Raw genomic sequence first — 23,402 nt, forward strand, 5'->3', positions numbered from 1 at the left:
ACGCTTTCGGCTTTCATACTATAAAAACTAATTTTTTTAAATAAAGGGAGGACCTCTAAAATGGGTAAAGAAAAATTCGACCGCTCCAAGGAGCACGCAAACGTAGGAACAATTGGTCACGTTGACCATGGTAAAACAACTTTGACTGCTGCAATCGCAACAGTTCTTTCTAAAGCACAAGGTGGAGAAGCAAAGTCATACGCTGACGTTGATAACGCACCTGAAGAAAAAGAGCGTGGAATTACTATCAGTACTTCACACGTTGAGTACGAAACTGACAAGCGTCACTATGCACACGTTGACTGCCCGGGTCACGCTGACTATGTTAAAAACATGATCACTGGTGCTGCACAAATGGACGGCGGAATCCTAGTAGTATCTGCTGCTGATGGCCCAATGCCACAAACTCGTGAGCACATCCTTCTTTCACGTCAAGTAGGTGTTCCTTACCTAGTTGTCTTCATGAACAAATGTGACATGGTAGATGACGAAGAACTACTTGAATTAGTAGAAATGGAAATCCGTGAACTTCTTTCAGATTACGATTTCCCTGGTGATGATATTCCAGTAATTAAAGGATCAGCACTTAAAGCTCTTGAAGGAGAGCCAGAGTGGGAAGAAAAAATCCTTGAACTTATGCAAGCAGTAGATGACTATATCCCAACACCAACTCGTGACACTGACAAGCCATTCATGATGCCTGTTGAGGACGTATTCTCAATTACAGGTCGTGGTACAGTAGCAACTGGCCGCGTTGAGCGTGGAGTTGTTAAAGTCGGAGATGTTGTTGACATCATCGGTCTTGCTGAAGAACCAAAAGCTACTACTGTAACTGGTGTAGAGATGTTCCGTAAACTTCTTGACTATGCAGAAGCTGGCGACAACATCGGTGCTCTTCTTCGTGGTGTAGCTCGTGAAGATATCGAACGTGGACAAGTTCTTGCTAAGCCAGGAACAATCACTCCACACACTCAGTTCAAATCTGAAGTGTATGTTCTATCAAAAGAAGAGGGTGGACGTCACACTCCATTCTTCTCAAACTACCGTCCTCAGTTCTACTTCCGTACAACTGACGTAACAGGTATCATTCAACTTCCTGAAGGCGTAGAAATGGTTATGCCTGGGGATAACGTTGAAATGACAGTTGAACTTATTTCTCCTATCGCGATTGAAGAAGGTACTAAATTCTCAATCCGTGAAGGTGGACGTACAGTTGGAGCTGGCGTTGTAGCAACAATCACAAAATAATTTGTTTTGATCCCGCCCTTGAGGCGGGATTTTTTGTTTTTAGAAAAAGTATATAATTGCAGTTATGTAATAGAATATATTTTTAATTGCTCAGTAAACAATAGAGAAATTAAATCTTTACTTGGACTTCGAATCACGTGCAAAACACAAAGAAAGCTGATAGTATAGTAAACGGATTAAAAGTTAAACTAATTTCTTCAAAAGGGTTGCACAATCCTTTTATATTATGTATAATGTTGAATGTTGGTCTTTGACTGCGATGAAGCGAGAGGTTACCGATACACCCGGCCGCTTTGCCATGGCGCGTGTAAGGAAAATTTTCGTGGAGAATTGTCTAGAAAATAGGCGAAAGGGAGGGAAAATAATGGCAAAACAAAAGATTCGTATTAGATTGAAAGCTTACGATCACAGAATGATCGATCAGTCAGCTGAAAAGATTGTTGAAACGGCTAAACGTTCTGGAGCTAGTGTTTCAGGTCCAATTCCGTTGCCAACTGAAAGATCAGTTTACACGGTATTGCGTGCTGTTCACGTATACAAAGATTCACGTGAGCAATTTGAAATGCGTACGCACAAACGTTTAATCGATATTGTGAATCCAACACCACAAACGGTGGATGCACTAATGAAGCTTGATTTACCATCAGGCGTCGACATCGAAATTAAACTATAAAACATAAATTAAACAATATTACAGGAGGTGTGACTAATGACCAAAGGAATCTTAGGAAGAAAAGTCGGAATGACGCAAATATTTGCTGAAAACGGCGATCTAATCCCAGTAACAGTGATTGAAGCTACTCCAAACGTTGTACTTCAAAAGAAGACAATCGAGACAGACGGCTACGAGTCAATCCAACTAGGATTTGATGATAAACGTGAAAAGCTTTCAAACAAGCCAGAACAAGGCCACGTTGCAAAAGCTAACACTGCACCTAAGCGCTTCATTCGCGAAGTTCGCGGAGCTGACGTTAGTGCATACGAAGTTGGTCAGGAAGTCAAAGTCGATACATTCGCAGAAGGCGAAGTAGTAGACATTACAGCAAAATCAAAAGGTAAAGGTTTCCAAGGGGTTATCAAGCGTCACGGATACTCACGCGGACCTATGTCTCACGGATCACGTTTCCATCGCGCACCAGGTTCACTTGGAGCAGTTGATGCACAACGCGTATTCAAAGGCAAAAAACTACCTGGACGTATGGGTGGCAAAACCATCACGATCCAAAACGTTGAAATCGTACGAGTTGATCTAGAGCGCAACTTGATATTAGTAAAAGGTAACGTTCCTGGAGCACGTAAATCACTTGTACAAGTGAGAAGCGCAATCAAAGGGAACTGAGTAAAACAGGAAGGAGGAAACAGGAATGCCTAAAGTATCTGTAGTAAGTCAAACAGGCTCTGCTGTTGGTGACATCGAATTAAACGATGCGATCTTCGGAATCGAGCCAAATCAAGCAGTATTATTTGAAGCAATTGTTCAACAACAAGCTTCTTTACGTCAGGGTAACCACAAGGTTAAAACCCGCGCGGAAGTAGCAGGCGGCGGTCGTAAACCATGGCGTCAAAAGGGTACAGGTCGTGCTCGTCAAGGTTCAATTAGATCACCACAATGGCGTGGAGGCGGTATCGTATTCGGTCCATCACCACGTAGTTACAGCTATAAAATGCCTAAGAAAGTTCGTCGTTTAGCACTTCTATCCGCTCTTTCTACGAAAGTAGCAGCTGAAGAACTAATCGTTCTAGACAACTTAGCATTTGACGCACCAAAAACAAAAAGCTTTGTACAAGTGCTTGAAGATCTTTCAATCACGAAGAAAGCATTATTCGTTACAGCTGACCAAGAAGAAACAGTAGCACTATCTGCTCAAAACCTTCAAGGAATCAGTGTTGTTACAGCAAGTGGCATCAATGTTTTAGACTTAGTCGGACATGATCAGCTTGTTATGACAAAAGCAGCAATAGAAAAAGTCGAGGAGGTGCTTGGTTAATGGAAGCACGTGATATTCTGAAACGTCCGGTCATTACCGAGCGTTCTTCTGAACAAATGGAAGATTTAAGAAAATATACATTCGAAGTCGATACACGCGCGAGCAAAACTCACGTCAAACAAGCTATCGAAGAAATCTTCGGTGTTGAAGTAGCAAAAGTCAACGTTATGAACTACAAAGGTAAGTTCAAGCGTATGGGGAAACATGCTGGTTATACAAACAAGCGTCGTAAGGCAATTGTTACACTAACTACTGATTCCAAAGATATCGAACTTTTTGAAATGTAATTAAACCATAATAAATGAAGGAGGGAACACAAAATGGCGATTAAGAAGTACAAAGCTACCTCCAACGGACGTCGTAACATGACTACTTCTGATTTTGCAGAAATCACAGTAAGCAAACCAGAAAAATCATTGCTTGAACCAGTCAAGCGTAAAGGCGGACGTAACAACCAAGGTAGAATGACAGTTCGTCACCAAGGTGGAGGACACAAGCGCCAATACCGCGTCATCGATTTCCAACGTCGGAAAGATGGCATTCCAGGACGCGTTGCTACGATCGAATATGATCCAAACCGTTCTGCAAACATCGCATTAATCAATTATGCAGATGGAGAAAAAAGATATATCCTTGCTCCAAAAGGATTGACAGTAGGTTCCACAATCGTTTCAGGACCAGAAGCGGATATCCGTGTAGGAAATGCTCTACCACTAGAGAATATCCCTATGGGTTCTACGATTCACAACATTGAAATGAAGCCAGGCAAAGGCGGACAATTAGTTCGTTCAGCAGGAACTTCAGCTCAACTACTAGGACGTGAAGGCAAATATGTCATCATTCGTCTACAATCAGGAGAAGTTCGTATGATCCTTGCTACTTGCCGTGCTACAATCGGTCAAGTTGGTAATGAGCAACACGAATTGATCAACATTGGTAAAGCAGGTCGTTCACGTTGGTTAGGCAAACGCCCAAGTGTACGTGGATCTGTAATGAACCCTAACGATCACCCACACGGTGGTGGTGAAGGACGTACGCCAATCGGTATGCCAAGTCCTGTTACTCCTTGGGGTAAACCAACTCTTGGATTCAAGACACGTACGAAGAACAATAAATCAGATAAACTTATCGTTCGCCGTCGTAAAAAATAATGTTATTGCACTGCGGTTCAGTAGATGGACCGTAGTACATACTCGGAAGGAGGTTCCAGAATGGGCCGCAGCTTGAAAAAAGGACCTTTTGCAGATGACCATTTACTAAAAAAGGTTGACGCACAAAAAGACTCAGAAAAGAAACAGGTTATTAAAACATGGTCACGCCGTTCAACAATCTTCCCGACATTCATCGGATTGACGATTGCAGTATATGATGGACGTAAACATGTTCCTGTTTATGTAACAGAAGATATGGTAGGTCACAAACTAGGTGAATTCGTACCTACACGCACATACAGAGGCCATGGTGCCGACGATAAGAAAACAAAACGCTAATTTGAGAGGAGGTTATCCTGATGCAACAAGCTAAAGCATCTGTACGCACAGTCCGTATTGCTTCTCGCAAAGTTCGTTTGGTCGTTGATCTTATCCGCGGCAAGAATATAGGTGAAGCTATGGCTATTCTACGACTTACGCCTAAAGCGGCATCTCCAGTCGTGGAAAAATTATTGAAATCAGCAATTGCAAACGCTGAACATAACTACGAAATGGATACTGAGAACTTAATCGTCAGTGAAGTATTCGTAGATGAAGGACCAACAATGAAACGTTTCCGTCCACGTGCACAAGGTCGTGCGAGTGCGATCAACAAACGTACAAGCCACATCACATTAGTGGTATCTGAAAAGAAGGAGGGGTAATTAGTGGGCCAAAAAGTACATCCTAATGGACTACGTGTAGGCGTCATCCGTGACTGGGACTCAAAATGGTACGCGGAAAAAGATTATGCGTCCTTACTACATGAAGACTTAAAGATCCGTGAATACATCGAAAAACGTCTTATCGAAGCTTCAGTTTCAAAAGTTGAAATCGAGCGTGCTGCTAAGCGTGTTAACATTACAATCCACACTGCAAAGCCAGGTATGGTTATCGGTAAGGGTGGTTCCGAAGTAGAAACACTTCGTAAGCAACTTAACGAAATTACAGGCAAGCGTGTACACATCAACATCGTAGAAATTAAGCGTGCTGATTTGGATGCGAGATTAGTCGCAGAATCAATCGCTCGTCAATTAGAAAGTCGTGTATCATTCCGTCGTGCTCAGAAACAAGCGATTCAACGTACTATTCGTTCTGGCGCAAAAGGAATTAAAACACAAGTGTCTGGTCGTCTCGGCGGTGCTGATATCGCTCGTGCAGAACACTATAGTGAAGGAACTGTCCCTCTTCATACATTACGTGCAGATATAGATTATGCACATGCTGAAGCTGATACTACTTATGGTAAGCTTGGCGTAAAGGTATGGATTTATCGTGGTGAAGTCCTTCCAGTAAAAGTTAAGAAGAACTCTGGGGAAGGAGGCAAATAATATGTTAATGCCTAAACGTGTAAAACATCGTCGTGTATTCCGTGGGAAAATGCGTGGTGAAACAAAAGGTGGCGCTACAGTTCAATTTGGTGAGTATGGTCTTCAGTCTCTAGAAGCAAGTTGGATTACTAACCGTCAGATTGAATCTGCTCGTATTGCTATGACTCGTTACATGAAACGTGGCGGTAAAGTATGGATCAATATTTTCCCGCACAAACCATATACTAAAAAGCCTCTAGAAGTCCGGATGGGTTCCGGTAAAGGTGCTGTAGAAGGCTGGGTTGCAGTTGTGAAACCTGGTAGAGTAATGTTCGAAATTGCAGGTGTTTCAGAAGAGGTTGCTCGTGAGGCACTTAGACTTGCATCGCACAAACTTCCTGTAACAAGCAAGTTTGTAAAACGACAAGAAATTGGTGGTGAGTCTAATGAAAGCTAATGAAATTCGTGACTTAACAACTGCAGAGATCGAGCAAAAAGTGAAATCACTTAAAGAAGAGCTTTTCAACCTTCGCTTCCAGTTAGCGACAGGTCAATTAGAAAACACTGCACGCATCCGTGAAGTACGCAAATCGATTGCGCGCATGAAAACTGTAATACGACAAAGAGAAATCAGTGCAAATAACTGATGAAGGAGGTTGCAGCCATGACTGAGCGTAATCAGCGCAAAGTATACACAGGCCGAGTGGTTTCCGATAAAATGGATAAAACCGTTACGGTAATGGTAGAAACATACAAAAAACATTCTTTATACGGTAAGCGTGTAAAGTATTCTAAGAAACTTAAAGTTCATGATGAGCTAAACGAAGCGAAAATCGGCGATGTTGTACGTATTATGGAAACTCGTCCATTATCAGCAACTAAGCGTTTCCGTCTTCTAGAAGTCGTTGAAAAAGCGATCATCATCTAATAGGTTTTTAACTCAGATTTCGGAAGGAGGTAACCTCGATGATTCAACAGGAAAGTAGAATGAAAGTTGCTGACAACTCTGGTGCACGTGAAGTACTAACTATTAAAGTACTAGGCGGATCAGGTCGTAAAGTAGCTAACATCGGTGACGTAGTTGTTGTTACGGTTAAGAAGGCAACACCAGGTGGCGTTGTTAAGAAGGGTGACGTTGTTAAAGCGGTCATCGTTCGTACGAAAAGTGGAGTTCGTCGTAAAGACGGTTCATACATTACATTCGATGAGAATGCTTGCGTTATTATCCGTGATGATAAAGGGCCACGTGGAACACGTATTTTCGGACCAGTTGCTCGCGAACTACGCGACAACAACTTCATGAAAATCATTTCACTTGCTCCAGAAGTTCTTTAATTCTAATGACAGAGCCAGTCAAGGAGGTGCGATAAATGCACGTTAAAAAAGGCGACAAAGTAATGGTGATCTCTGGGAAAGATAAAGGTAAAACAGGTGTGATCCTAACTGCTTATCCGAAAAAAGACCGTGTGCTTGTTGAAGGTATTAATATCGTCAAGAAACACACAAAGCCGAACCAAGAAAACCCACAGGGCGGAATTGTAAGCCAAGAGTCTACAATACATGTCTCAAACGTGATGGTAATCGATCCTAAAACAGGCGAGCCGACTCGTGTAGGTTACAAGATGGAAGACGGTAAAAAAGTACGTATTGCAAAAAAATCCGGTGAATCATTGGATAAGTAAGTATTGCATTGAAGGGAGGTCCGACTGATGAGTCGTTTGAAAGAGAAGTTTTCTAAAGAAATCACACCTGCTCTAATGAGCAAGTTTGAATATACATCTGTTATGCAGGTTCCTAAAGTAGATAAAATCGTTATCAACATGGGTGTTGGTGATGCTGTCCAAAATACAAAAGCACTTGATGCAGCTGTTGAGGATCTTGCAACTATTTCAGGTCAAAAACCAGTCATTACTAAAGCGAAAAAATCTATCGCAGGATTCCGTTTACGTGAAGGAATGCCGATCGGAGCAAAAGTAACGCTTCGCGGTGAGCGCATGTACGAATTCCTAGATAAATTAGTTTCAATCTCATTACCACGTGTACGTGACTTCCGTGGCGTTTCTAAAAAAGCGTTTGACGGTCGCGGTAACTACACTCTAGGTGTGAAAGAGCAACTTATTTTCCCTGAAATTGACTTCGATAAAGTATCAAAAGTACGAGGGATGGATATCGTCATCGTGACGACAGCTAACACTGATGAAGAAGCACGTGAGTTGCTTGCTCAGTGTGGCATGCCATTCCAAAAGTAAAATAATAGGGAGGCGAAAACGTGGCTAAGAAATCTATGATCGCTAAACAGAAACGTACGCCAAAGTACAAAGTACAAGAATATACACGCTGCGAACGTTGTGGTCGTCCACATTCAGTATATCGCAAATTTAAACTTTGCCGTATTTGTTTCCGCGAACTTGCATACAAGGGACAACTTCCTGGCGTTAAAAAAGCCAGCTGGTAAACCCCTAATTAGGGAAGGAGGTTAATTCAAATGACAATGAGTGATCCGATTGCAGATATGCTTACACGCATCCGTAATGCGAACATGGTTCGCCACGAGAAGCTTGAGGTACCTGCTTCAAACGTAAAGAAAGAAATCGCCGAGATCTTAAAACGAGAAGGTTTCGTTCGTGATGTGGAATACGTGGAAGATAACAAACAAGGCATCATCCGCATTTTCCTAAAATACGGTCAAGATAACGAACGTGTTATCAATGGCTTGAAACGTATTTCTAAACCAGGACTTCGTGTATATGCTAAATCAAATGAAGTTCCTAAAGTACTTAACGGCTTAGGTGTTGCACTAGTTTCTACATCAAACGGTGTATTAACAGACAAAGAAGCCCGCGCTAAACAAGTCGGCGGAGAAGTCGTCGCTTACGTTTGGTAATTAGCTACAATTGAATGGAGGTGCAATAGAATGTCCCGTATTGGTAATCGTCAGATCGAAGTTCCTGAAAATGTTACTGTAACAATTTCAGATGCAAACTTCGCTACTGTTAAAGGTCCGAAAGGTGAACTTTCGAGACAATTAGATAAAGAAATTACGATCACTCACGAAGGCAATGTAATTACATTTACTCGTCCTTCTGAATCAAAAGCTCACCGTTCAATTCACGGTACTACACGCTCTGTTCTTAACAACATGGTAGTGGGAGTATCTACAGGATTTGAACGCACACTTGAATTAGTTGGGGTTGGATATCGTGCTTCTATGCAAGGGAAGAAACTTGTATTGAACGTAGGTTACTCACATCCAGTTGAATTCACACCAGAAGAGGGTGTAGAAGTTGAAGTTCCAGCGAACACGAAAATCATCGTTCGCGGTTACAACAAAGAACACGTAGGTGCTCTTGCTTCTAATATCCGTCAAGTACGTCCACCAGAGCCGTATAAAGGCAAAGGTATCCGTTATGAAGGCGAAATTGTTCGTCGTAAAGAAGGTAAAACAGGTAAATAATACCGCCCGAGGTATTTGGAAGGAGTGACTCCGATGATCACGAAACAAGATAAAAACGCTGTCCGTAAAAAACGTCACGCACGTGTGCGTACGAAAATCAGCGGAACTGCAGAGCGTCCACGTCTAAACGTTTACCGTTCAAACAAGCACATCTATGCACAATTGATTGATGACTTGAATGGCGTAACAATCGTTAGCGCTTCTACAAGAGATAATGATGTTGAGGCTGGATCTACAGGTAACACTGAATCTGCAGCTAAAGTCGGCGAGCTTATTGCAAAGAAAGCTGTTGAAAAAGACGTTAAAGCGGTTGTATTCGACCGCGGCGGATATCTTTTCCACGGCCGTGTAAAAGCATTAGCTGACGCTGCACGCGAAAATGGTCTGGAATTTTAATTAAGAGGGAGGGACATATTTCATGCGTCGTAATGATCAGAACAAAAGTGAGTTCGAAGAACGCGTAGTAACGATCAACCGCGTTGCGAAAGTTGTAAAAGGTGGACGTCGTTTCCGCTTCACTGCACTTGTCGTAGTCGGAGATAAAAACGGTCGTGTCGGTTTTGGTACTGGTAAAGCACAAGAAGTTCCAGATGCAATCCGTAAAGCAATTGAAGATGCGAAGAAAAACTTAATTGTAGTGCCAATGGTCAAAGGTACAACTCCACATGAAGTAATCGGACGCTTTGGTGCAGGACAAATCCTCATCAAACCAGCTGCTCCGGGTACTGGTGTTATCGCAGGTGGACCTGTCCGTGCGGTACTTGAACTTGCAGGCATCACGGATATTCTTTCTAAATCTCTTGGATCAAGCACACCAATCAATATGGTACGTGCAACAATCGAAGGGTTGCAGAATTTGAAACGCGCAGAAGACATTGCCAAATTGCGTGGTAAATCCGTAGAAGAACTGTTAGGTTAAGGGGGGAAATACAATGACGAACAAACTTGAAGTCACCCTTACGAAAAGTGTTATTGGTTCTAAACCAACACAACGTAAAACAATTGAAGCATTAGGCCTTCGAAAGTTAAATCAAACAGTTGAGCATCAAAGCAACGATGCCATCCGTGGTATGCTCACAAAAGTTAGCCACTTGGTAACCGTTAAAGAAATTTAAGTACTATTTTACAATAAGGAGGTGCCGATAAGATGAAATTACATGAGCTAAAACCAGCTGAAGGATCTCGCAGAAACCGCAAACGTGTTGGTCGTGGGATTGGATCTGGAACAGGTAAGACTTCTGGTAGAGGTCATGACGGCCAAAACGCTCGTTCAGGCGGCGGTGTACGTCTTGGTTTCGAAGGTGGACAAATTCCTCTTTTCCAACGACTTCCTAAGCGCGGATTCACGAACATCAATCGTAAAGATTATGCCATCGTTAATCTGGACACATTAAATCGTTTCGAAGAAGGCACGGAAGTAACACCGGAATTGCTAATCGAAACTGGTGTTGTAAGCAACGCTAAATCTGGTATCAAGATTCTGGGTAACGGAACACTTGATAAGAAGATTACAGTACGTGCTAACAAATTCTCCGCTTCTGCAAAAGAAGCAATTGAAAAAGCAGGCGGGCAAACAGAGGTGGTATAATGTTTCAGACAATCTCTAATTTCATGCGTGTGAAGGAGATCCGGTCTAAAATAATTTTCACCCTCCTAGTGCTCATCGTTTTTAGACTAGGGACATTTGTTCCGGTTCCAAACGTTGATGCAACTGCTTTACAACAATCTGATAACCAGTTTATCGGATTCTTGAACACATTTGGTGGAGGAGCACTATCCAACTTCTCGATCTTTGCAATGGGGATTATGCCGTATATCACGGCGTCCATCATTGTACAACTCTTGCAGATGGATGTTGTTCCAAAGTTTACTGAGTGGTCAAAACAAGGGGACGTCGGAAGACGTAAACTTGCACAATTCACAAGATATTTCACGATTGTTCTTGCCTTTATTCAAGCACTTGCCATGTCGTTTGGTTTCAACCAAACATTTGGCGGCACACTGATTCAAGACAACAGCATATCCACTTATATCACAATTGCGATTGTGTTGACTGCAGGTACAGCTTTCCTTCTATGGCTTGGTGAACAAATTACTGCGAAAGGTGTTGGGAATGGTATTTCCATCATTATCTTTGCAGGGATTGTTGCCGGTATTCCGAATGCTGTTAACCAGTTGTATGTAACGCAAATTCAAGACGCTGGAGATGCACTATTTATTAGAATTGCAACGATGGTCTTACTACTGATCGTGATTGTAGCCATTGTAGTCGGAGTTATTTATTTCCAAGAAGCATTGCGGAAAATTCCGATTCAATATGCGAAACGTGTATCAGGACGTAATCAGTCTGTTGCAAGTCAACAAACACATTTACCTTTGAAATTGAATGCTGCAGGAGTTATCCCGGTAATCTTTGCGGTGGCATTCTTCATCACGCCACAACAAATCGCTCCGTTTTTCGGTGAGAACAGTGTAACTAAAACTATTATTCGGATCTTCGATTATACGAATCCGATTGGTATGATTTTGTATGTCACACTTATTATCGCGTTTACGTATTTCTATGCATTCATTCAAGTGAATCCAGAAAATATGGCAGACAATCTGAAAAAACAAGGTGCATATATCCCAGGAATTCGCCCAGGAGCAAACACTCAAAAGTACTTAACAAGTACTCTGTATAGACTAACGTTCGTCGGCTCGATTTTCCTTGCCGTCGTTGCGGTTATGCCAATCTTCTTCATCAATTTGGCTAATTTGCCTCAATCCGCTCAAATCGGCGGAACGAGCTTGCTCATCGTAGTAGGGGTTGCCCTTGAATCAATGAAGCAATTAGAATCACAATTAGTGAAGAGACATTACAGAGGCTTTATGAAATAAAAAGCAATAGCCTGACCTATTGTAAACAAATGGAGGGCAAGGACGTATGAATATCGTATTAATGGGTCTGCCTGGTGCTGGTAAAGGTACACAAGCAGACAAAATTGTCGAGAAGTACGGAATCCCTCATATTTCTACAGGCGATATGTTCCGTGCTGCCATCAAAGATGGCACGGAACTTGGAGTTAAAGCAAAATCGTTCATGGATCAAGGAGCATTAGTTCCTGATGAAGTTACCATTGGTATCGTGCGTGAGCGTTTAAGCAAATCGGATTGTGACAATGGATTCCTGCTTGATGGCTTCCCTAGAACCGTTCCTCAAGCTGAAGCACTAGATGCTTTACTTAAGGACTTAGGAAAAAGCATTGAGTACGTATTGGACATCGAAGTCGATACGGAAGAATTAGTTGCAAGATTATCTGGTCGACGTATTTGTAAAGTGTGTGGCACTTCATATCACTTAATCTTCAACCCACCAAAGGTCGAAGACGTGTGTGATAAGGATGGCGGCGAACTTTACCAGCGTGCAGATGATAATCCGGAAACTGTCATGAATCGTCTGGAAGTAAATATGAATCAGACAGCTCCTTTACTCGACTTTTATGGCGAAAAAGGTGTATTGACTAAAATTAATGGTCAACAGGACATTAATCTTGTATTCAAGGACTTGGATGCAATTTTGCAACAAGATAAAAAGTAATCAATCCTTTTCGGGCACATCTTCATCATTGTTCGGAAAGTAATGGATGAAAACGAACTGCAAAAGCTTTAAGTTCCTGTTATAAGATCAATGAGAGTTTATCATTAATACCTTGGTAGTTCCGACATGCATTATATTGCCAATGGCAGTATAATAAATAATTGGCACTGCGATGAGGGCAATAAAGGATCTCATTCGCAATTTATGCGAAACAGCGAAATGTGGCAGACGTCTTTCGAACATCACTCATGCTAACTGGACATATGTTGAAGGAAGCCTTTTGAAGGCAACTGATGCCGCTCGATGGTGAAAGCCTTTATTGGATATAGAAGGGAGACAGGATTGATGGCGAAGGACGACGTAATTGAGGTAGAAGGAACTGTTCTTGAAACGTTGCCGAATGCGATGTTTAAAGTGGAGTTAGAAAACGGACATACTGTGCTTGCACACGTGTCAGGTAAAATTCGTATGCACTTTATTCGTATTCTGCCAGGCGACAAGGTGACATTGGAACTTTCACCTTACGATTTAACACGTGGTCGTATCACATACCGTTTCAAATAAACTTTTGCACTCCCGAAATATTGAAGGAGGTTGGGTAGGATGAAAGTAAGACCATCTGTAAAACCGATCTGCGAAAAATGTAAAGTTATTCGTAGACGCGGCCGAGTAATGGTAATCTGTGAAAATCCAAAGCACAAACAAAGACAAGGCTAAAACACAAGGAGGTGCACAACTTATATGGCACGTATTGCTGGTGTAGACGTTCCGCGCGATAAGCGCGTTGTCATTTCATTGACATATATATTCGGTATTGGTAAAACAACTGCACAATCAATTTTAACTGCAGCTGATGTTTCTCAAGAGACTCGCGTTCGTGATTTAACTGACGCTGAACTTGATAAGATTCGTGAACAAATTGACGGCTTGAAAGTAGAAGGAGATCTTCGTCGTGAAACTTCTCTAAATATCAAGCGTTTGATGGAAATCGGTAGTAACCGTGGAATCCGTCACCGTCGTGGATTGCCTGTTCGTGGACAAAACACGAAAAACAATGCACGTACGCGTAAGGGTCCTAAACGCACAATGGCTAACAAGAAAAAATAATAGGTAAAGGAGGGTTCTTTCCAACATGGCACGTAAACAACAAACTCGTAAACGTCGTGTAAAAAAGAATATTGAAACTGGTATTGCACATATCCGTTCAACGTTCAATAACACTATCGTAACTATCACGGATAGCCACGGTAATGCACTTTCATGGTCTAGCGCTGGTGCACTTGGCTTTAGAGGTTCCCGTAAATCCACTCCATTTGCTGCACAAATGGCTGCTGAAACAGCAGCGAAAACAGCAATGGAACACGGTTTAAAATCATTGGAAGTAACAGTTAAAGGCCCAGGTGCTGGTCGTGAAGCGGCTATCCGTTCACTACAAGCTGCTGGACTTGAAGTTACTGCAATCAGAGACGTAACTCCAGTTCCACACAATGGTTGTCGCCCGCCAAAACGTCGTCGCGTATAATCGGTTTGAATCTATTGGATTAAGAAAGACAATTTTTGTTAATACTGTTGAAATAGACTATCTATTATCAGTGAATTCAATAAGGTTAAACCAATATTGAGACGTTTTGAGGAGGGTAAATAAATGATCGAGATTGAGAAACCAAAGATTGAAACAGTAACGATCGGCGAAGATTTACAGTTTGGTAAGTTTATTATCGAACCGTTAGAGCGTGGATATGGAAATACCCTAGGGAATTCCTTGCGCCGCATTCTCTTGTCTTCATTACCAGGAGCTGCTGTGACATCTATTCAAATCGATGGTGTACTTCATGAATTCGCTACAATTGAGGGTGTCGTCGAAGACGTATCTACAGTTATTTTGAATGTGAAGAAACTAGCACTCAAAATTTACTCAGATGATGAGAAAGTTATTGAGATCGATGTGAAGGGTGAAGGCGTCGTGACAGCTGCAGACATCACACATGATAGTGATGTTGAAGTATTAAATCCAGATCTCCCGATTGCTACTCTCGGTAAAAATGGACATTTACGTATGCGTATGTATGCTGTACGTGGACGCGGATATGTTCCTTCCGATCAAAACAAACGTGAGGATCTAGCGATTGGTGTGATTCCAATCGACTCGATTTACACTCCTGTATCACGCGTTAACTTCCAAGTTGAAAACACTCGCGTCGGACAAAGTACCAACTTTGATAAGTTGACACTCGATGTATGGACAGATGGAAGCATTGGTCCTAAAGAGGCAGTATCACTTGGAGCTAAAATTCTTACAGAGCATTTGAATATATTCGTTGGTATGACTGACGAAGCACAAACTGCAGAAATCATGGTAGAAAAAGAAGAAGACCAAAAAGAAAAAGTTTTGGAAATGACGATTGAAGAACTTGATCTTTCTGTCCGATCTTATAACTGCTTGAAGCGTGCAGGCATCAATACTGTTTTAGAACTTGCTAACAAGTCTGAAGACGAAATGATGAAAGTGCGAAACTTAGGCCGTAAATCACTTGAAGAAGTGAAGGCTAAATTGGATGAGCTAAACCTCGAGTTACGCTCTGAAGAATAACTGACATATATTGAAGGAGGGTAACTTCAAATGGGATACAGAAAACTTGGACGCACAAGTTCACAACGTAAAGCAATGCTTCGCGACTTAACGACAGATCTAATTATTCATGAGCGCATCCAAACAACTGAAACACGTGCGAAAGAATTACGTAAAGTAGTTGAAAAGATGATCACTCTTGGAAAACGTGGAGATCTTCATGCACGTCGTCAAGCGGCTGAATATATTCGTCGTGAAACGGTGACTGTTGAAAACGCAGAAGGCGAAGAAGCAACAGTGTTTGCACTTCAAAAACTTTTTGATACAGTAGCACCACGTTATGCAGATCGCCAAGGCGGTTATACACGTATAATGAAAATGGGACCTCGCCGTGGCGATGGCGCACCAGTAGTTATTATCGAACTGGTGTAATTCCAACACTTCGAGGGTGTGTCTGTCACGCACAGCACACCCTCTTATTACAAGTACGAGATTTATACGACATAAAAGCTGAGTGTTATGATCCGCGAGAAATCGACTGGTCTAGCTCTACGTACCTCATCTGAGATGTCGGCATGAGCACCCGGCATTTTCGTTTTCAAAGGCGCATTCCTTAGATGAGGTACGCGCTTTTTTTTTATACATAAGAATAATTGATTACATAAGATGTTTATTGATCCATACCACCTAAGAGGAGGAGTCCAGATGAAGGAAATAGCGTCGATGCACCAGGTGGAGTTTTCTTACGATATGGAGGAAGAGGAATCTTCTACTGTGTCAACTAAAGCATTAACTGATGTATCTTTCACCTTGTATGAAGGAGAATGGTTGGCAGTTGTAGGACATAATGGTTCTGGTAAGTCGACGTTAGCCAAGTTGTTGATCGGCTTAATGTTTCCTTCATCAGGCGAAGTACATCTCTTCTCGGAAAGACTATCAGAAGAGAATCTTTGGGAAACACGTTCGCGTATGGGTATTGTGTTTCAAAATCCTGATAATCAGTTCGTCGGTTCAACTGTGCAGGATGATGTAGCATTTGCACTTGAAAACAACGGTGTACCACATGAAATGATGGTCAAACGGGTTCATGAGGCTCTAGAACAGGTGAAAATGACGGATTACATCAATCATGAGCCCCATCATCTTTCAGGCGGTCAGAAGCAGCGTGTAGCGATTGCAGGCGCATTAGCTTTGCACCCTGAATTGCTTATTTTAGACGAAGCTACTTCCATGCTGGATCCTCAGGGACGGGAAGAAGTCATTGAAATCGTCAAGAAGTTACGTTCTGAAATCGGCTTGACTGTGTTATCCATTACGCATGACTTGGAAGAAGTGTTATTAGCAGATCGTATATTGGTTATGAATGAAGGACAAGTATTGATGGTGGGTTCACCGCAGGAAATCTTTCAGCGAGGTACTGAGCTAGAAAAAGTCGGGCTCGATCTGCCGTTTGCTTTACGTGTTTCTGAATTATTAAGAACAGCTGGTGTAGAGTTACAAGGCAATCATATGACAGAAGAAGAGTTGGTGAATGAATTGTGGACATATCACTTCAGCAAGTAGGATACTTATATGCTAAAGATTCACCCTTTGAGAAACGTGCCTTGCAGGACGTGACAGCTACGATTCCTTCCGGCTCTTATACGTCAATCATTGGTCATACGGGCTCAGGGAAATCGACCTTATTACTACATTTGAATGGATTGCTTAAGCCGTCTGAAGGTATTGTCAAAATTGGTGACACGATGATTACAGCACAGACCAAAGGTAAGAAGATGAAGGAAGTTCGACATCAAGTAGGAATTGTGTTTCAGTTCCCTGAACATCAGTTATTTGAAGAAACAGTTGAAAAAGATATCATGTTCGGTCCTATAAATTTTGGCGTGCCGAAAGAGGTAGCAAGAGCTCGCGCACATGAACTAGTGAAACTTTTAGGTCTACCAGAGGATGTACTGCAGAAGTCACCTTTTGAGCTGTCAGGAGGTCAAATGCGGCGTGTTGCGATTGCAGGTGTCCTTGCATTCAAACCATCTGTCCTGGTCCTTGACGAGCCGACAGCGGGGTTGGATCCCAAAGGTCGAAAAGAGATCATGGAGTTATTCCATCATTTGCACGTAACAGAGAATTTAACGACTATCCTCGTTACACATAGTATGGAAGATGCCGCACGCTATAGTGATCGGATCCTTGTAATGCATGAGGGGACAGCTGTAATGGAAGGGACGCCTGAAGATATATATAGTCTGGAAGAGGAACTTCTTTCATTTCGACTCAGCGTACCGCGTTCCGTGCGTTTTCAGCGAGAGATAGAAAAGATGAGTGGACAGCGTTTTGATCGCATTGCACTAACAGAAGACGTATTGGCACAAGAGTTAGCAAAAGCCATTGCGAGAAATGAGGAGCGGCCATGTTAGAAAAAATGATTATTGGCCGTTTTATTCCTGGTACTTCCATTGTGCATCGAATGGATCCGCGTTCCAAATTGCTCTTTGTCTTTCTGTTCGTCGTAGCGGTGTTCTTGGCTAATAACGTAGTGTCCTATTCCATTTTGCTTGGATTCACGGCATTTGTCATTGCGCTTGCCAGAATCAGACCTTATTTTTTGATCAACGGGTTAAAACCGGTCATCTTTTTGATCATTTTCACTCTCCTATTACATATTTTCTTCACACGTGAAGGTCCCATTATATTTGAGTGGAAGTTTATCAAAATTTATGAAGAAGGACTGCGAATGGGTATATTCATATCTATCCGGTTTTTGGTCCTCGTCTTGATTACGACCGTATTGACGTTAACAACTTCACCAATCTCGATTACGGATGGATTGGAAACATTGCTCAATCCTTTTAAAAAGCTTAAATTACCCGTACATGAATTGGCATTGATGATGTCCATTTCTCTACGTTTCATTCCAACTCTTATGGATGAAACAGATAAAATATTAAAAGCACAACTAGCGAGAGGCTCTGATTTAAGTACCGGTACCATCAAAGAACGGGTGCAGGCAGTTATTCCATTGCTGGTACCGTTATTTGTTAGTGCATTTAAGCGTGCGGAAGATTTAGCGATCGCGATGGAAGTGCGTGGCTACCGTGGTGGGGAAGGTCGCACAAGGTTCCGCCAGCTATCTTGGCAAATGAGGGATACTGCTGTCTTGATCGCTTTTGTGCTATTGGTAGGTGTATTGCTGTGGGTGAGGAAGTGAATCAATTGAAACGAATGAAAGCGACTGTTTCGTATGACGGGACAAATTTTGCTGGCTATCAATCTCAGCCTGGCATGCGTACGGTTCAAGCAGAAATCGATAAGGCACTTGTGAAATTACATAAAGATCCGACATCACATGCTGTAGCAAGCGGACGAACGGATGCAGGTGTTCATGCACTCGGTCAAGTCATTCATTTTGACACACCTCTTGATTTAGGTGATCGCTGGCTGATGGCATTGAATGTGCTGCTACCTAAGGACGTACGCATAACCGCGATTGAACAAGTGTCTAAAGATTTCCACGCTCGTTACGGTGCAAAAGGTAAAACATATCGATATAAATGGTCCTATGGGGAATTGCAAAGTCCATTCGAGCGTAACTTTGCCGTCCATTTAGGTAGATGGAATCCGGATGTGGAACGAATGAATGCAGGCGCCGCCTATTTAATCGGCACTCATGACTTCACAAGTTTCTGTTCGGCGAAGACAGCTACTTCGAATAAAGTTCGCACGATCCGAAAACTAACACTAGAACGTCTTGGGGATGAACTGATACTTGAAGTGGAAGGTGATGGATTTCTTTACAATATGGTACGCACGATTGCAGGTGCTTTGCTGGCGGTTGGCATCGGTTGGGACGAGCCGGAAGATGTCCAAAAAATTCTCGAGGCGAAAGATCGTCAAAGGGCAGGGAAGACAGCGGCAGCACACGGTTTGTACTTACTAGAGGTTACCTATTAAGCCCATGGCAACTAATCCTGGTGTATTCATAAAAACGCTTGACTTTATTGAAAATAAAGTATAACATGATAAATGGTATTTCAATAACCCCACAAACAAGCCCCGGAAGTTTATTTGTGTTTAGGGATAGAGAAAACAAGGGAACAGATTTGATATTTTAGGAGGAAATACAATATGCGCACAACATTCATGGCTAAAGGTCACGAAGTCGAACGTAAATGGCTAGTTGTCGACGCTGAAGGACAAACGCTTGGTCGTCTTGCTTCAGAAGTTGCAACTCTTTTACGCGGTAAACATAAACCAACGTTTACACCACATGTTGATACAGGTGATCACGTGATCATTATCAACGCTGAAAAAATCCAATTGACTGGTAACAAATTAAAAGATAAAATGTACTACCGTCACTCTGGTTACACAGGTAGCATCAAGTCACGTACTGCTCTTGAAATGCGTACTAACTACCCTGTGAAAATGCTTGAACTTGCGATTAAAGGAATGCTTCCAAACGGTCCTCTAGGTCGTCAAACTATCAAGAAATTACACGTATTTGCTGGTCCAGAACATCAGCATGCAGCACAAAAACCAGAAGCTTTTGAGCTTCGCGGTTAATTAAGAGGAGGAAACCCACTTGGCACAAGTACAATATATCGGCACTGGCCGTCGTAAAAGTTCAGTAGCTCGTGTACGTCTAATTCCTGGCGAAGGCAAAATTGTCGTCAATAATCGTGACGTAGAGGACTACGTACCATTCGAAACACTTCGTGAAATCATTAAACAACCACTAGTTACAACGGAAACACTTGGAAGCTACGATATCCACGTTAACGTTAACGGTGGAGGTTACACTGGTCAAGCAGGCGCAATCCGTCACGGCGTTGCTCGTGCATTGCTTACTGTAGATCCTGATTTCCGTGCAGCACTTAAATCAGCAGGATTCCTAACACGTGACCCACGTATGAAGGAACGTAAGAAACCAGGTCTTCGCGGCGCTCGTCGTGCACCTCAGTTCTCAAAACGTTAATTTGTTTTTTCAAAAGCTCTTCTCATTACTTTATGAGAAGGGTTTTTTTGCGTCTAGCATGAGTTACTCATAATGTTTGACCTCCTGTAGGCGCTATATAGTAATAGGGGATCTTAGCATGTTATCTAGTACATGTTGTACTTTTATGAGTAGATATCTTGCCAGACCCCTAGGTAAGCGGGAACACTTGAATCTTCACCGAGAAACTGTACAATAAATTAGTAGCAGTAACTCCAAAACACTTTCTAAAGCTTTGTAATAGAGAAAGTAGACTACCCTTCATTTCCGGTTGTTTTAGCTATTTGAGAGGCTCATGGATCACCCCCTGATGTAATGAGTCATTAATGAATCAACTGCGACTAGACCATTTACTGAAAATTGTTACCTTATCATATGATTCGAACTCAGAGACAATTAGACAGAAAAAGTATTCCTGCCGCTAATAATATTTTTTTGTCTGCGAAGTGTTAAGCAGTCGACGTTTATGCTAACTTGCATTTGGGTAAACTGTGACAAGTTGCACTTTTCTATTCTGACTTGCTTTGGATCAATTGAATTGTATGAATGAATAAAAATGTGTAGGGCAATTGATGAGTATAGTAGACCATTGTAAATTTTTATACTTTATAAAATGTTCTGTGGTTTTAATCTGTTTGGAGAAAAAAGATTACTGCAATATAATATATTATTTTATTTTAGGAGGTTGAACCATGCGATTACTACCGCGTGAGATTGATAAATTAATGATCGTTGTTGCGGCAGACGTTGCCAGAAGACGAAGGGACCGAGGACTTAAATTGAACCACCCTGAAGCAATGGCTCTTATTACATATGAGGTGTTGGAAGGCGCCAGAGACGGCAAAACAGTTGCAGAACTCATGGCTTATGGCGCGACAATTTTATCTCGTGAAGATGTAATGGATGGTATTCCAGAAATGATTGATGACATTCAAGTAGAAGCAACGTTCCCTGATGGGACGAAATTAGTCACAGTGCATAATCCGATCAGATAAATGGTTTATAAAAAGAAAGGGGACGTAACGATGATACCAGGCGAATATATTTTAAAAGACGAACCGATCATTTGTAATGAAGGCGCTGAAAGTATACATGTACAAGTTATTAATCATGGCGACAGACCGATCCAAATCGGTTCCCATTACCATTTTTACGAAGTGAATAATGCATTAAAGTTTGATCGAGAAGTGACATACGGGAAACGTCTCAATATACCTGCAGGCGCTGCTGTTCGTTTTGAACCCGGTGATGAAAAAGAAGTGCAGCTAATTGACTATGCTGGAGAAAGAGAAGTTTATGGTTTCCATAATAAAGTAGACGGAGCATTGGAAGGCGGGAATGCAAAATGAGTTTTAAAATGGATAGAGAGCAATATGCTCAAATGTATGGACCGACAACCGGAGACTCTGTCCGACTAGCAGATACAGATTTGTTCATCCAAATTGAAAAAGATCATACGAAATATGGAGAAGAAGTTGTGTTCGGTGGCGGTAAAGTTATTCGTGATGGAATGGGACAACATCCTTTCATTACGCGCGAAGAAGACGAACGCGTACCTGATACAGTCATTACCAATGTTGTCGTGCTTGACTATACAGGAATATATAAAGCGGATCTAGCTATTCGTGACGGTAAAATCTCGGGTATCGGCAAAGCAGGTAATCCGCTCGTGCAAGACAAAGTAGATATTATTATTGGAACTTCCACTGAAGTTATTTCGGGGGAAGGTAAGATCATTACTGCTGGTGCAATTGATACGCACGTACATTTCATTAATCCGGCACAAGTAGACGTTGCACTTACAGCGGGTACTACCACACTAATAGGCGGTGGAGCAGGACCAGGAGATGGTTCTCGAGCTACGACTGCGACACCGGGTGCTTGGCATCTTCATTCCATGTTGAAGGCTTTGGATGGACAACCGATTAATATTGGTTTGACAGGTAAAGGGCATGCAGCAGCGGGTGCTCCTTTAGCGGAACAAATAATTGCAGGTGCGATTGGTTTGAAAGTCCATGAAGATTGGGGCGCGACACCGTCTGTTCTCGATCATGCATTACGGATTGCTGATGAATATGACGTGCAAGTCGCACTTCACGCAGATACATTAAACGAATCTGGATTTTTTGAAGATACGATCAAGGCGATTGATGGTCGCGGTATCCATATGTACCATACAGAAGGTGCAGGAGGCGGTCATGCTCCGGATTTGATTAAATCTGCTGGCATGATGAATGTGTTACCGGCTTCTACTAATCCGACATTGCCATATACAATTAACACGATTGATGAGCACTTGGATATGGTAATGGTTGCCCATAACTTGAATCCTTCTGTACCAGAAGATATCGCATTTGCGGATTCGCGCATTCGCAATGAAACGATTGCAGCAGAAGATGTCTTGCAAGACTTAGGTGTCTTTAGTATGACAAGCTCCGATTCTCAGGCGATGGGCCGTATCGGCGAAGTTGCACTTCGTACATGGCAAGTAGCTCACAAAATGAAGAAGCAACTTGGAGTTATGGAAGGCGATAGTGAGCATTCGGATAATAATCGGGTAAAACGCTATGTCGCCAAATATACGATTAATCCAGCTATCGCTCATGGTATATCAGAGTATATCGGTTCAATTGAAGTCGGAAAAATGGCGGACCTTGTTCTATGGGATCCGAAATTCTTTGGAGTTAAACCGGAAATGATTTTGAAAAGTGGAATGGCGGTCTTTAGCTTAATGGGTGATGCCAATGCAACGATTCCGACACCGCAGCCGATGATTTATCGTCCGATGTATGCAACGCTCGGTAAGGCATTGTCTCAAAGTTCCATTACGTTTGTTTCGCAAATTGCCTATGATCAAGGGATAAAAGAGAAGCTAGGACTTGATAAAGTAGTGCTGCCTGTCCGTAATATACGCAATCTGACGAAAAAAGATATGAAGTTAAATACAGCAACACCACATATTGACGTGGATCCACAAACGTATGAAGTGAAAATTGATGGAAAACTGATTACATGCGATCCGATTGACGTAGTGCCAATGGGGCAACGCTATTTCTTATTCTGAGGTGAAGAA

General features: G+C 42.2%; 39 protein-coding genes. All 39 read left to right on the plus strand.

Annotation, left to right across the window (positions count from 1 at the left end; translation table 11 throughout):
- Window positions 1–60: 60 nt before the first annotated feature.
- The 39 genes from tuf (at window position 61) to ureC (ending at window position 23,393) form a co-directional block, all read left to right on the plus strand.
- Window positions 61–1,248: an elongation factor Tu gene (gene tuf, locus CSV64_RS05580; RefSeq protein ID WP_099633799.1), complete on the plus strand. Its 1,188-nt coding sequence runs from the start codon at window positions 61–63 to the stop codon at window positions 1,246–1,248.
- Window positions 1,249–1,612: 364 nt separating this feature from the next.
- Complete coding sequence (gene rpsJ / locus CSV64_RS05585) at window positions 1,613–1,921, plus strand: 30S ribosomal protein S10 (protein WP_085427465.1); 309 nt, start codon at window positions 1,613–1,615, stop codon at window positions 1,919–1,921.
- A gap of 36 nt (window positions 1,922–1,957) precedes the next feature.
- Entirely contained in the window at window positions 1,958–2,587 is a 630-nt protein-coding gene (gene rplC, locus CSV64_RS05590) for a 50S ribosomal protein L3 (protein ID WP_099633800.1), read from the plus strand.
- 25 nt (window positions 2,588–2,612) lie between these two features.
- The gene (gene rplD / locus CSV64_RS05595; RefSeq protein WP_099633801.1) at window positions 2,613–3,236 is read left to right on the plus strand and encodes a 50S ribosomal protein L4; all 624 of its coding nucleotides are present in this window, start codon (window positions 2,613–2,615) and stop codon (window positions 3,234–3,236) included.
- Complete coding sequence (gene rplW / locus CSV64_RS05600; RefSeq protein ID WP_099633802.1) at window positions 3,236–3,523, plus strand: 50S ribosomal protein L23; 288 nt, start codon at window positions 3,236–3,238, stop codon at window positions 3,521–3,523. The genes rplD and rplW overlap by 1 nt, the downstream gene beginning before the upstream one ends.
- Window positions 3,524–3,556: 33 nt before the next feature.
- Window positions 3,557–4,387 carry a 50S ribosomal protein L2 gene (rplB, locus tag CSV64_RS05605; protein WP_099633803.1) on the plus strand — a complete coding sequence of 277 codons (831 nt, stop codon included), beginning with the start codon at window positions 3,557–3,559 and terminating at the stop codon, window positions 4,385–4,387.
- A 60-nt stretch (window positions 4,388–4,447) separates the two neighbouring features.
- The gene (gene rpsS / locus CSV64_RS05610; RefSeq protein WP_085132011.1) at window positions 4,448–4,726 is read left to right on the plus strand and encodes a 30S ribosomal protein S19; all 279 of its coding nucleotides are present in this window, start codon (window positions 4,448–4,450) and stop codon (window positions 4,724–4,726) included.
- A gap of 20 nt (window positions 4,727–4,746) precedes the next feature.
- Window positions 4,747–5,091 carry a 50S ribosomal protein L22 gene (gene rplV, locus CSV64_RS05615; protein ID WP_037561627.1) on the plus strand — a complete coding sequence of 115 codons (345 nt, stop codon included), beginning with the start codon at window positions 4,747–4,749 and terminating at the stop codon, window positions 5,089–5,091.
- Between the two features lie 3 nt (window positions 5,092–5,094).
- Window positions 5,095–5,757, plus strand: a complete 663-nt coding sequence (rpsC, locus tag CSV64_RS05620; RefSeq protein WP_029053271.1) for a 30S ribosomal protein S3 — start codon at window positions 5,095–5,097, stop codon at window positions 5,755–5,757.
- Between the two features lies 1 nt (window position 5,758).
- A complete protein-coding gene (gene rplP, locus CSV64_RS05625) occupies window positions 5,759–6,193 on the plus strand; it encodes a 50S ribosomal protein L16 (RefSeq protein WP_099633804.1) in 435 nt (144 codons plus the stop codon).
- On the plus strand, window positions 6,183–6,383 hold the full coding sequence (gene rpmC / locus CSV64_RS05630; RefSeq protein ID WP_025783856.1) for a 50S ribosomal protein L29: 201 nt from the start codon (window positions 6,183–6,185) through the stop codon (window positions 6,381–6,383). The genes rplP and rpmC overlap by 11 nt, the downstream gene beginning before the upstream one ends.
- A gap of 17 nt (window positions 6,384–6,400) precedes the next feature.
- Window positions 6,401–6,664: a 30S ribosomal protein S17 gene (gene rpsQ / locus CSV64_RS05635; protein ID WP_029053269.1), complete on the plus strand. Its 264-nt coding sequence runs from the start codon at window positions 6,401–6,403 to the stop codon at window positions 6,662–6,664.
- A 38-nt stretch (window positions 6,665–6,702) separates the two neighbouring features.
- The gene (gene rplN, locus CSV64_RS05640) at window positions 6,703–7,071 is read left to right on the plus strand and encodes a 50S ribosomal protein L14 (protein WP_081243203.1); all 369 of its coding nucleotides are present in this window, start codon (window positions 6,703–6,705) and stop codon (window positions 7,069–7,071) included.
- Window positions 7,072–7,106: 35 nt separating this feature from the next.
- Window positions 7,107–7,418: a 50S ribosomal protein L24 gene (gene rplX, locus CSV64_RS05645; protein WP_029053267.1), complete on the plus strand. Its 312-nt coding sequence runs from the start codon at window positions 7,107–7,109 to the stop codon at window positions 7,416–7,418.
- Window positions 7,419–7,445: 27 nt separating this feature from the next.
- Window positions 7,446–7,985: a 50S ribosomal protein L5 gene (gene rplE / locus CSV64_RS05650; RefSeq protein WP_029053266.1), complete on the plus strand. Its 540-nt coding sequence runs from the start codon at window positions 7,446–7,448 to the stop codon at window positions 7,983–7,985.
- Window positions 7,986–8,005: 20 nt separating this feature from the next.
- Window positions 8,006–8,191, plus strand: coding sequence for a type Z 30S ribosomal protein S14 (locus CSV64_RS05655; protein ID WP_008298870.1), 186 nt, complete (start codon window positions 8,006–8,008; stop codon window positions 8,189–8,191).
- 30 nt (window positions 8,192–8,221) lie between these two features.
- Window positions 8,222–8,620 carry a 30S ribosomal protein S8 gene (gene rpsH, locus CSV64_RS05660; RefSeq protein WP_029053265.1) on the plus strand — a complete coding sequence of 133 codons (399 nt, stop codon included), beginning with the start codon at window positions 8,222–8,224 and terminating at the stop codon, window positions 8,618–8,620.
- Window positions 8,621–8,650: 30 nt separating this feature from the next.
- Window positions 8,651–9,190: a 50S ribosomal protein L6 gene (rplF, locus tag CSV64_RS05665; protein WP_099633805.1), complete on the plus strand. Its 540-nt coding sequence runs from the start codon at window positions 8,651–8,653 to the stop codon at window positions 9,188–9,190.
- 33 nt (window positions 9,191–9,223) lie between these two features.
- Window positions 9,224–9,586 carry a 50S ribosomal protein L18 gene (rplR, locus tag CSV64_RS05670; RefSeq protein WP_029053263.1) on the plus strand — a complete coding sequence of 121 codons (363 nt, stop codon included), beginning with the start codon at window positions 9,224–9,226 and terminating at the stop codon, window positions 9,584–9,586.
- Window positions 9,587–9,608: 22 nt separating this feature from the next.
- Window positions 9,609–10,109 (plus strand): 30S ribosomal protein S5, encoded by a 501-nt coding sequence (gene rpsE / locus CSV64_RS05675; RefSeq protein WP_083034251.1) that lies wholly within the window; start codon window positions 9,609–9,611, stop codon window positions 10,107–10,109.
- A gap of 13 nt (window positions 10,110–10,122) precedes the next feature.
- The gene (gene rpmD / locus CSV64_RS05680; protein WP_083034250.1) at window positions 10,123–10,305 is read left to right on the plus strand and encodes a 50S ribosomal protein L30; all 183 of its coding nucleotides are present in this window, start codon (window positions 10,123–10,125) and stop codon (window positions 10,303–10,305) included.
- 32 nt (window positions 10,306–10,337) lie between these two features.
- A complete protein-coding gene (gene rplO, locus CSV64_RS05685) occupies window positions 10,338–10,778 on the plus strand; it encodes a 50S ribosomal protein L15 (protein ID WP_083034249.1) in 441 nt (146 codons plus the stop codon).
- Window positions 10,778–12,070, plus strand: coding sequence for a preprotein translocase subunit SecY (gene secY / locus CSV64_RS05690; RefSeq protein ID WP_099630544.1), 1,293 nt, complete (start codon window positions 10,778–10,780; stop codon window positions 12,068–12,070). The genes rplO and secY overlap by 1 nt, the downstream gene beginning before the upstream one ends.
- Window positions 12,071–12,116: 46 nt before the next feature.
- The gene (locus tag CSV64_RS05695) at window positions 12,117–12,770 is read left to right on the plus strand and encodes an adenylate kinase (protein ID WP_099633806.1); all 654 of its coding nucleotides are present in this window, start codon (window positions 12,117–12,119) and stop codon (window positions 12,768–12,770) included.
- A 345-nt stretch (window positions 12,771–13,115) separates the two neighbouring features.
- Window positions 13,116–13,334: a translation initiation factor IF-1 gene (gene infA, locus CSV64_RS05700; RefSeq protein ID WP_029053257.1), complete on the plus strand. Its 219-nt coding sequence runs from the start codon at window positions 13,116–13,118 to the stop codon at window positions 13,332–13,334.
- Window positions 13,335–13,373: 39 nt separating this feature from the next.
- Window positions 13,374–13,487, plus strand: coding sequence for a 50S ribosomal protein L36 (rpmJ, locus tag CSV64_RS05705; protein WP_076758849.1), 114 nt, complete (start codon window positions 13,374–13,376; stop codon window positions 13,485–13,487).
- Between the two features lie 24 nt (window positions 13,488–13,511).
- Window positions 13,512–13,877: a 30S ribosomal protein S13 gene (gene rpsM, locus CSV64_RS05710; RefSeq protein ID WP_085132003.1), complete on the plus strand. Its 366-nt coding sequence runs from the start codon at window positions 13,512–13,514 to the stop codon at window positions 13,875–13,877.
- A 25-nt stretch (window positions 13,878–13,902) separates the two neighbouring features.
- Window positions 13,903–14,292, plus strand: coding sequence for a 30S ribosomal protein S11 (gene rpsK / locus CSV64_RS05715; protein ID WP_009499031.1), 390 nt, complete (start codon window positions 13,903–13,905; stop codon window positions 14,290–14,292).
- A gap of 123 nt (window positions 14,293–14,415) precedes the next feature.
- Window positions 14,416–15,360, plus strand: coding sequence for a DNA-directed RNA polymerase subunit alpha (locus tag CSV64_RS05720; protein ID WP_099633807.1), 945 nt, complete (start codon window positions 14,416–14,418; stop codon window positions 15,358–15,360).
- A 30-nt stretch (window positions 15,361–15,390) separates the two neighbouring features.
- On the plus strand, window positions 15,391–15,771 hold the full coding sequence (gene rplQ, locus CSV64_RS05725) for a 50S ribosomal protein L17 (protein ID WP_099633808.1): 381 nt from the start codon (window positions 15,391–15,393) through the stop codon (window positions 15,769–15,771).
- Window positions 15,772–16,044: 273 nt separating this feature from the next.
- Window positions 16,045–16,902 (plus strand): energy-coupling factor ABC transporter ATP-binding protein, encoded by an 858-nt coding sequence (locus tag CSV64_RS05730; protein WP_099633809.1) that lies wholly within the window; start codon window positions 16,045–16,047, stop codon window positions 16,900–16,902.
- Complete coding sequence (locus CSV64_RS05735; RefSeq protein WP_099633810.1) at window positions 16,878–17,753, plus strand: energy-coupling factor ABC transporter ATP-binding protein; 876 nt, start codon at window positions 16,878–16,880, stop codon at window positions 17,751–17,753. The genes CSV64_RS05730 and CSV64_RS05735 overlap by 25 nt, the downstream gene beginning before the upstream one ends.
- Window positions 17,747–18,544 (plus strand): energy-coupling factor transporter transmembrane component T family protein, encoded by a 798-nt coding sequence (locus tag CSV64_RS05740; RefSeq protein ID WP_099633811.1) that lies wholly within the window; start codon window positions 17,747–17,749, stop codon window positions 18,542–18,544. Before CSV64_RS05735 ends, CSV64_RS05740 begins: the two co-directional genes overlap by 7 nt.
- Window positions 18,545–18,549: 5 nt before the next feature.
- Complete coding sequence (gene truA / locus CSV64_RS05745) at window positions 18,550–19,287, plus strand: tRNA pseudouridine(38-40) synthase TruA (RefSeq protein ID WP_099633907.1); 738 nt, start codon at window positions 18,550–18,552, stop codon at window positions 19,285–19,287.
- A gap of 174 nt (window positions 19,288–19,461) precedes the next feature.
- Window positions 19,462–19,899, plus strand: a complete 438-nt coding sequence (rplM, locus tag CSV64_RS05750; RefSeq protein ID WP_029053249.1) for a 50S ribosomal protein L13 — start codon at window positions 19,462–19,464, stop codon at window positions 19,897–19,899.
- Window positions 19,900–19,918: 19 nt separating this feature from the next.
- A complete protein-coding gene (rpsI, locus tag CSV64_RS05755) occupies window positions 19,919–20,311 on the plus strand; it encodes a 30S ribosomal protein S9 (protein WP_085131997.1) in 393 nt (130 codons plus the stop codon).
- A gap of 710 nt (window positions 20,312–21,021) precedes the next feature.
- Entirely contained in the window at window positions 21,022–21,324 is a 303-nt protein-coding gene (locus CSV64_RS05760) for an urease subunit gamma (RefSeq protein ID WP_099633812.1), read from the plus strand.
- Window positions 21,325–21,354: 30 nt separating this feature from the next.
- Window positions 21,355–21,678, plus strand: a complete 324-nt coding sequence (locus CSV64_RS05765; protein WP_099633813.1) for an urease subunit beta — start codon at window positions 21,355–21,357, stop codon at window positions 21,676–21,678.
- Window positions 21,675–23,393, plus strand: a complete 1,719-nt coding sequence (ureC, locus tag CSV64_RS05770; protein ID WP_099633814.1) for an urease subunit alpha — start codon at window positions 21,675–21,677, stop codon at window positions 23,391–23,393. The genes CSV64_RS05765 and ureC overlap by 4 nt, the downstream gene beginning before the upstream one ends.
- Window positions 23,394–23,402: the final 9 nt, after the last annotated feature.

It is taken from the genome of Sporosarcina sp. P32b (genome assembly GCF_002743335.1).
Lineage (GTDB): Bacteria > Bacillota > Bacilli > Bacillales_A > Planococcaceae > Sporosarcina.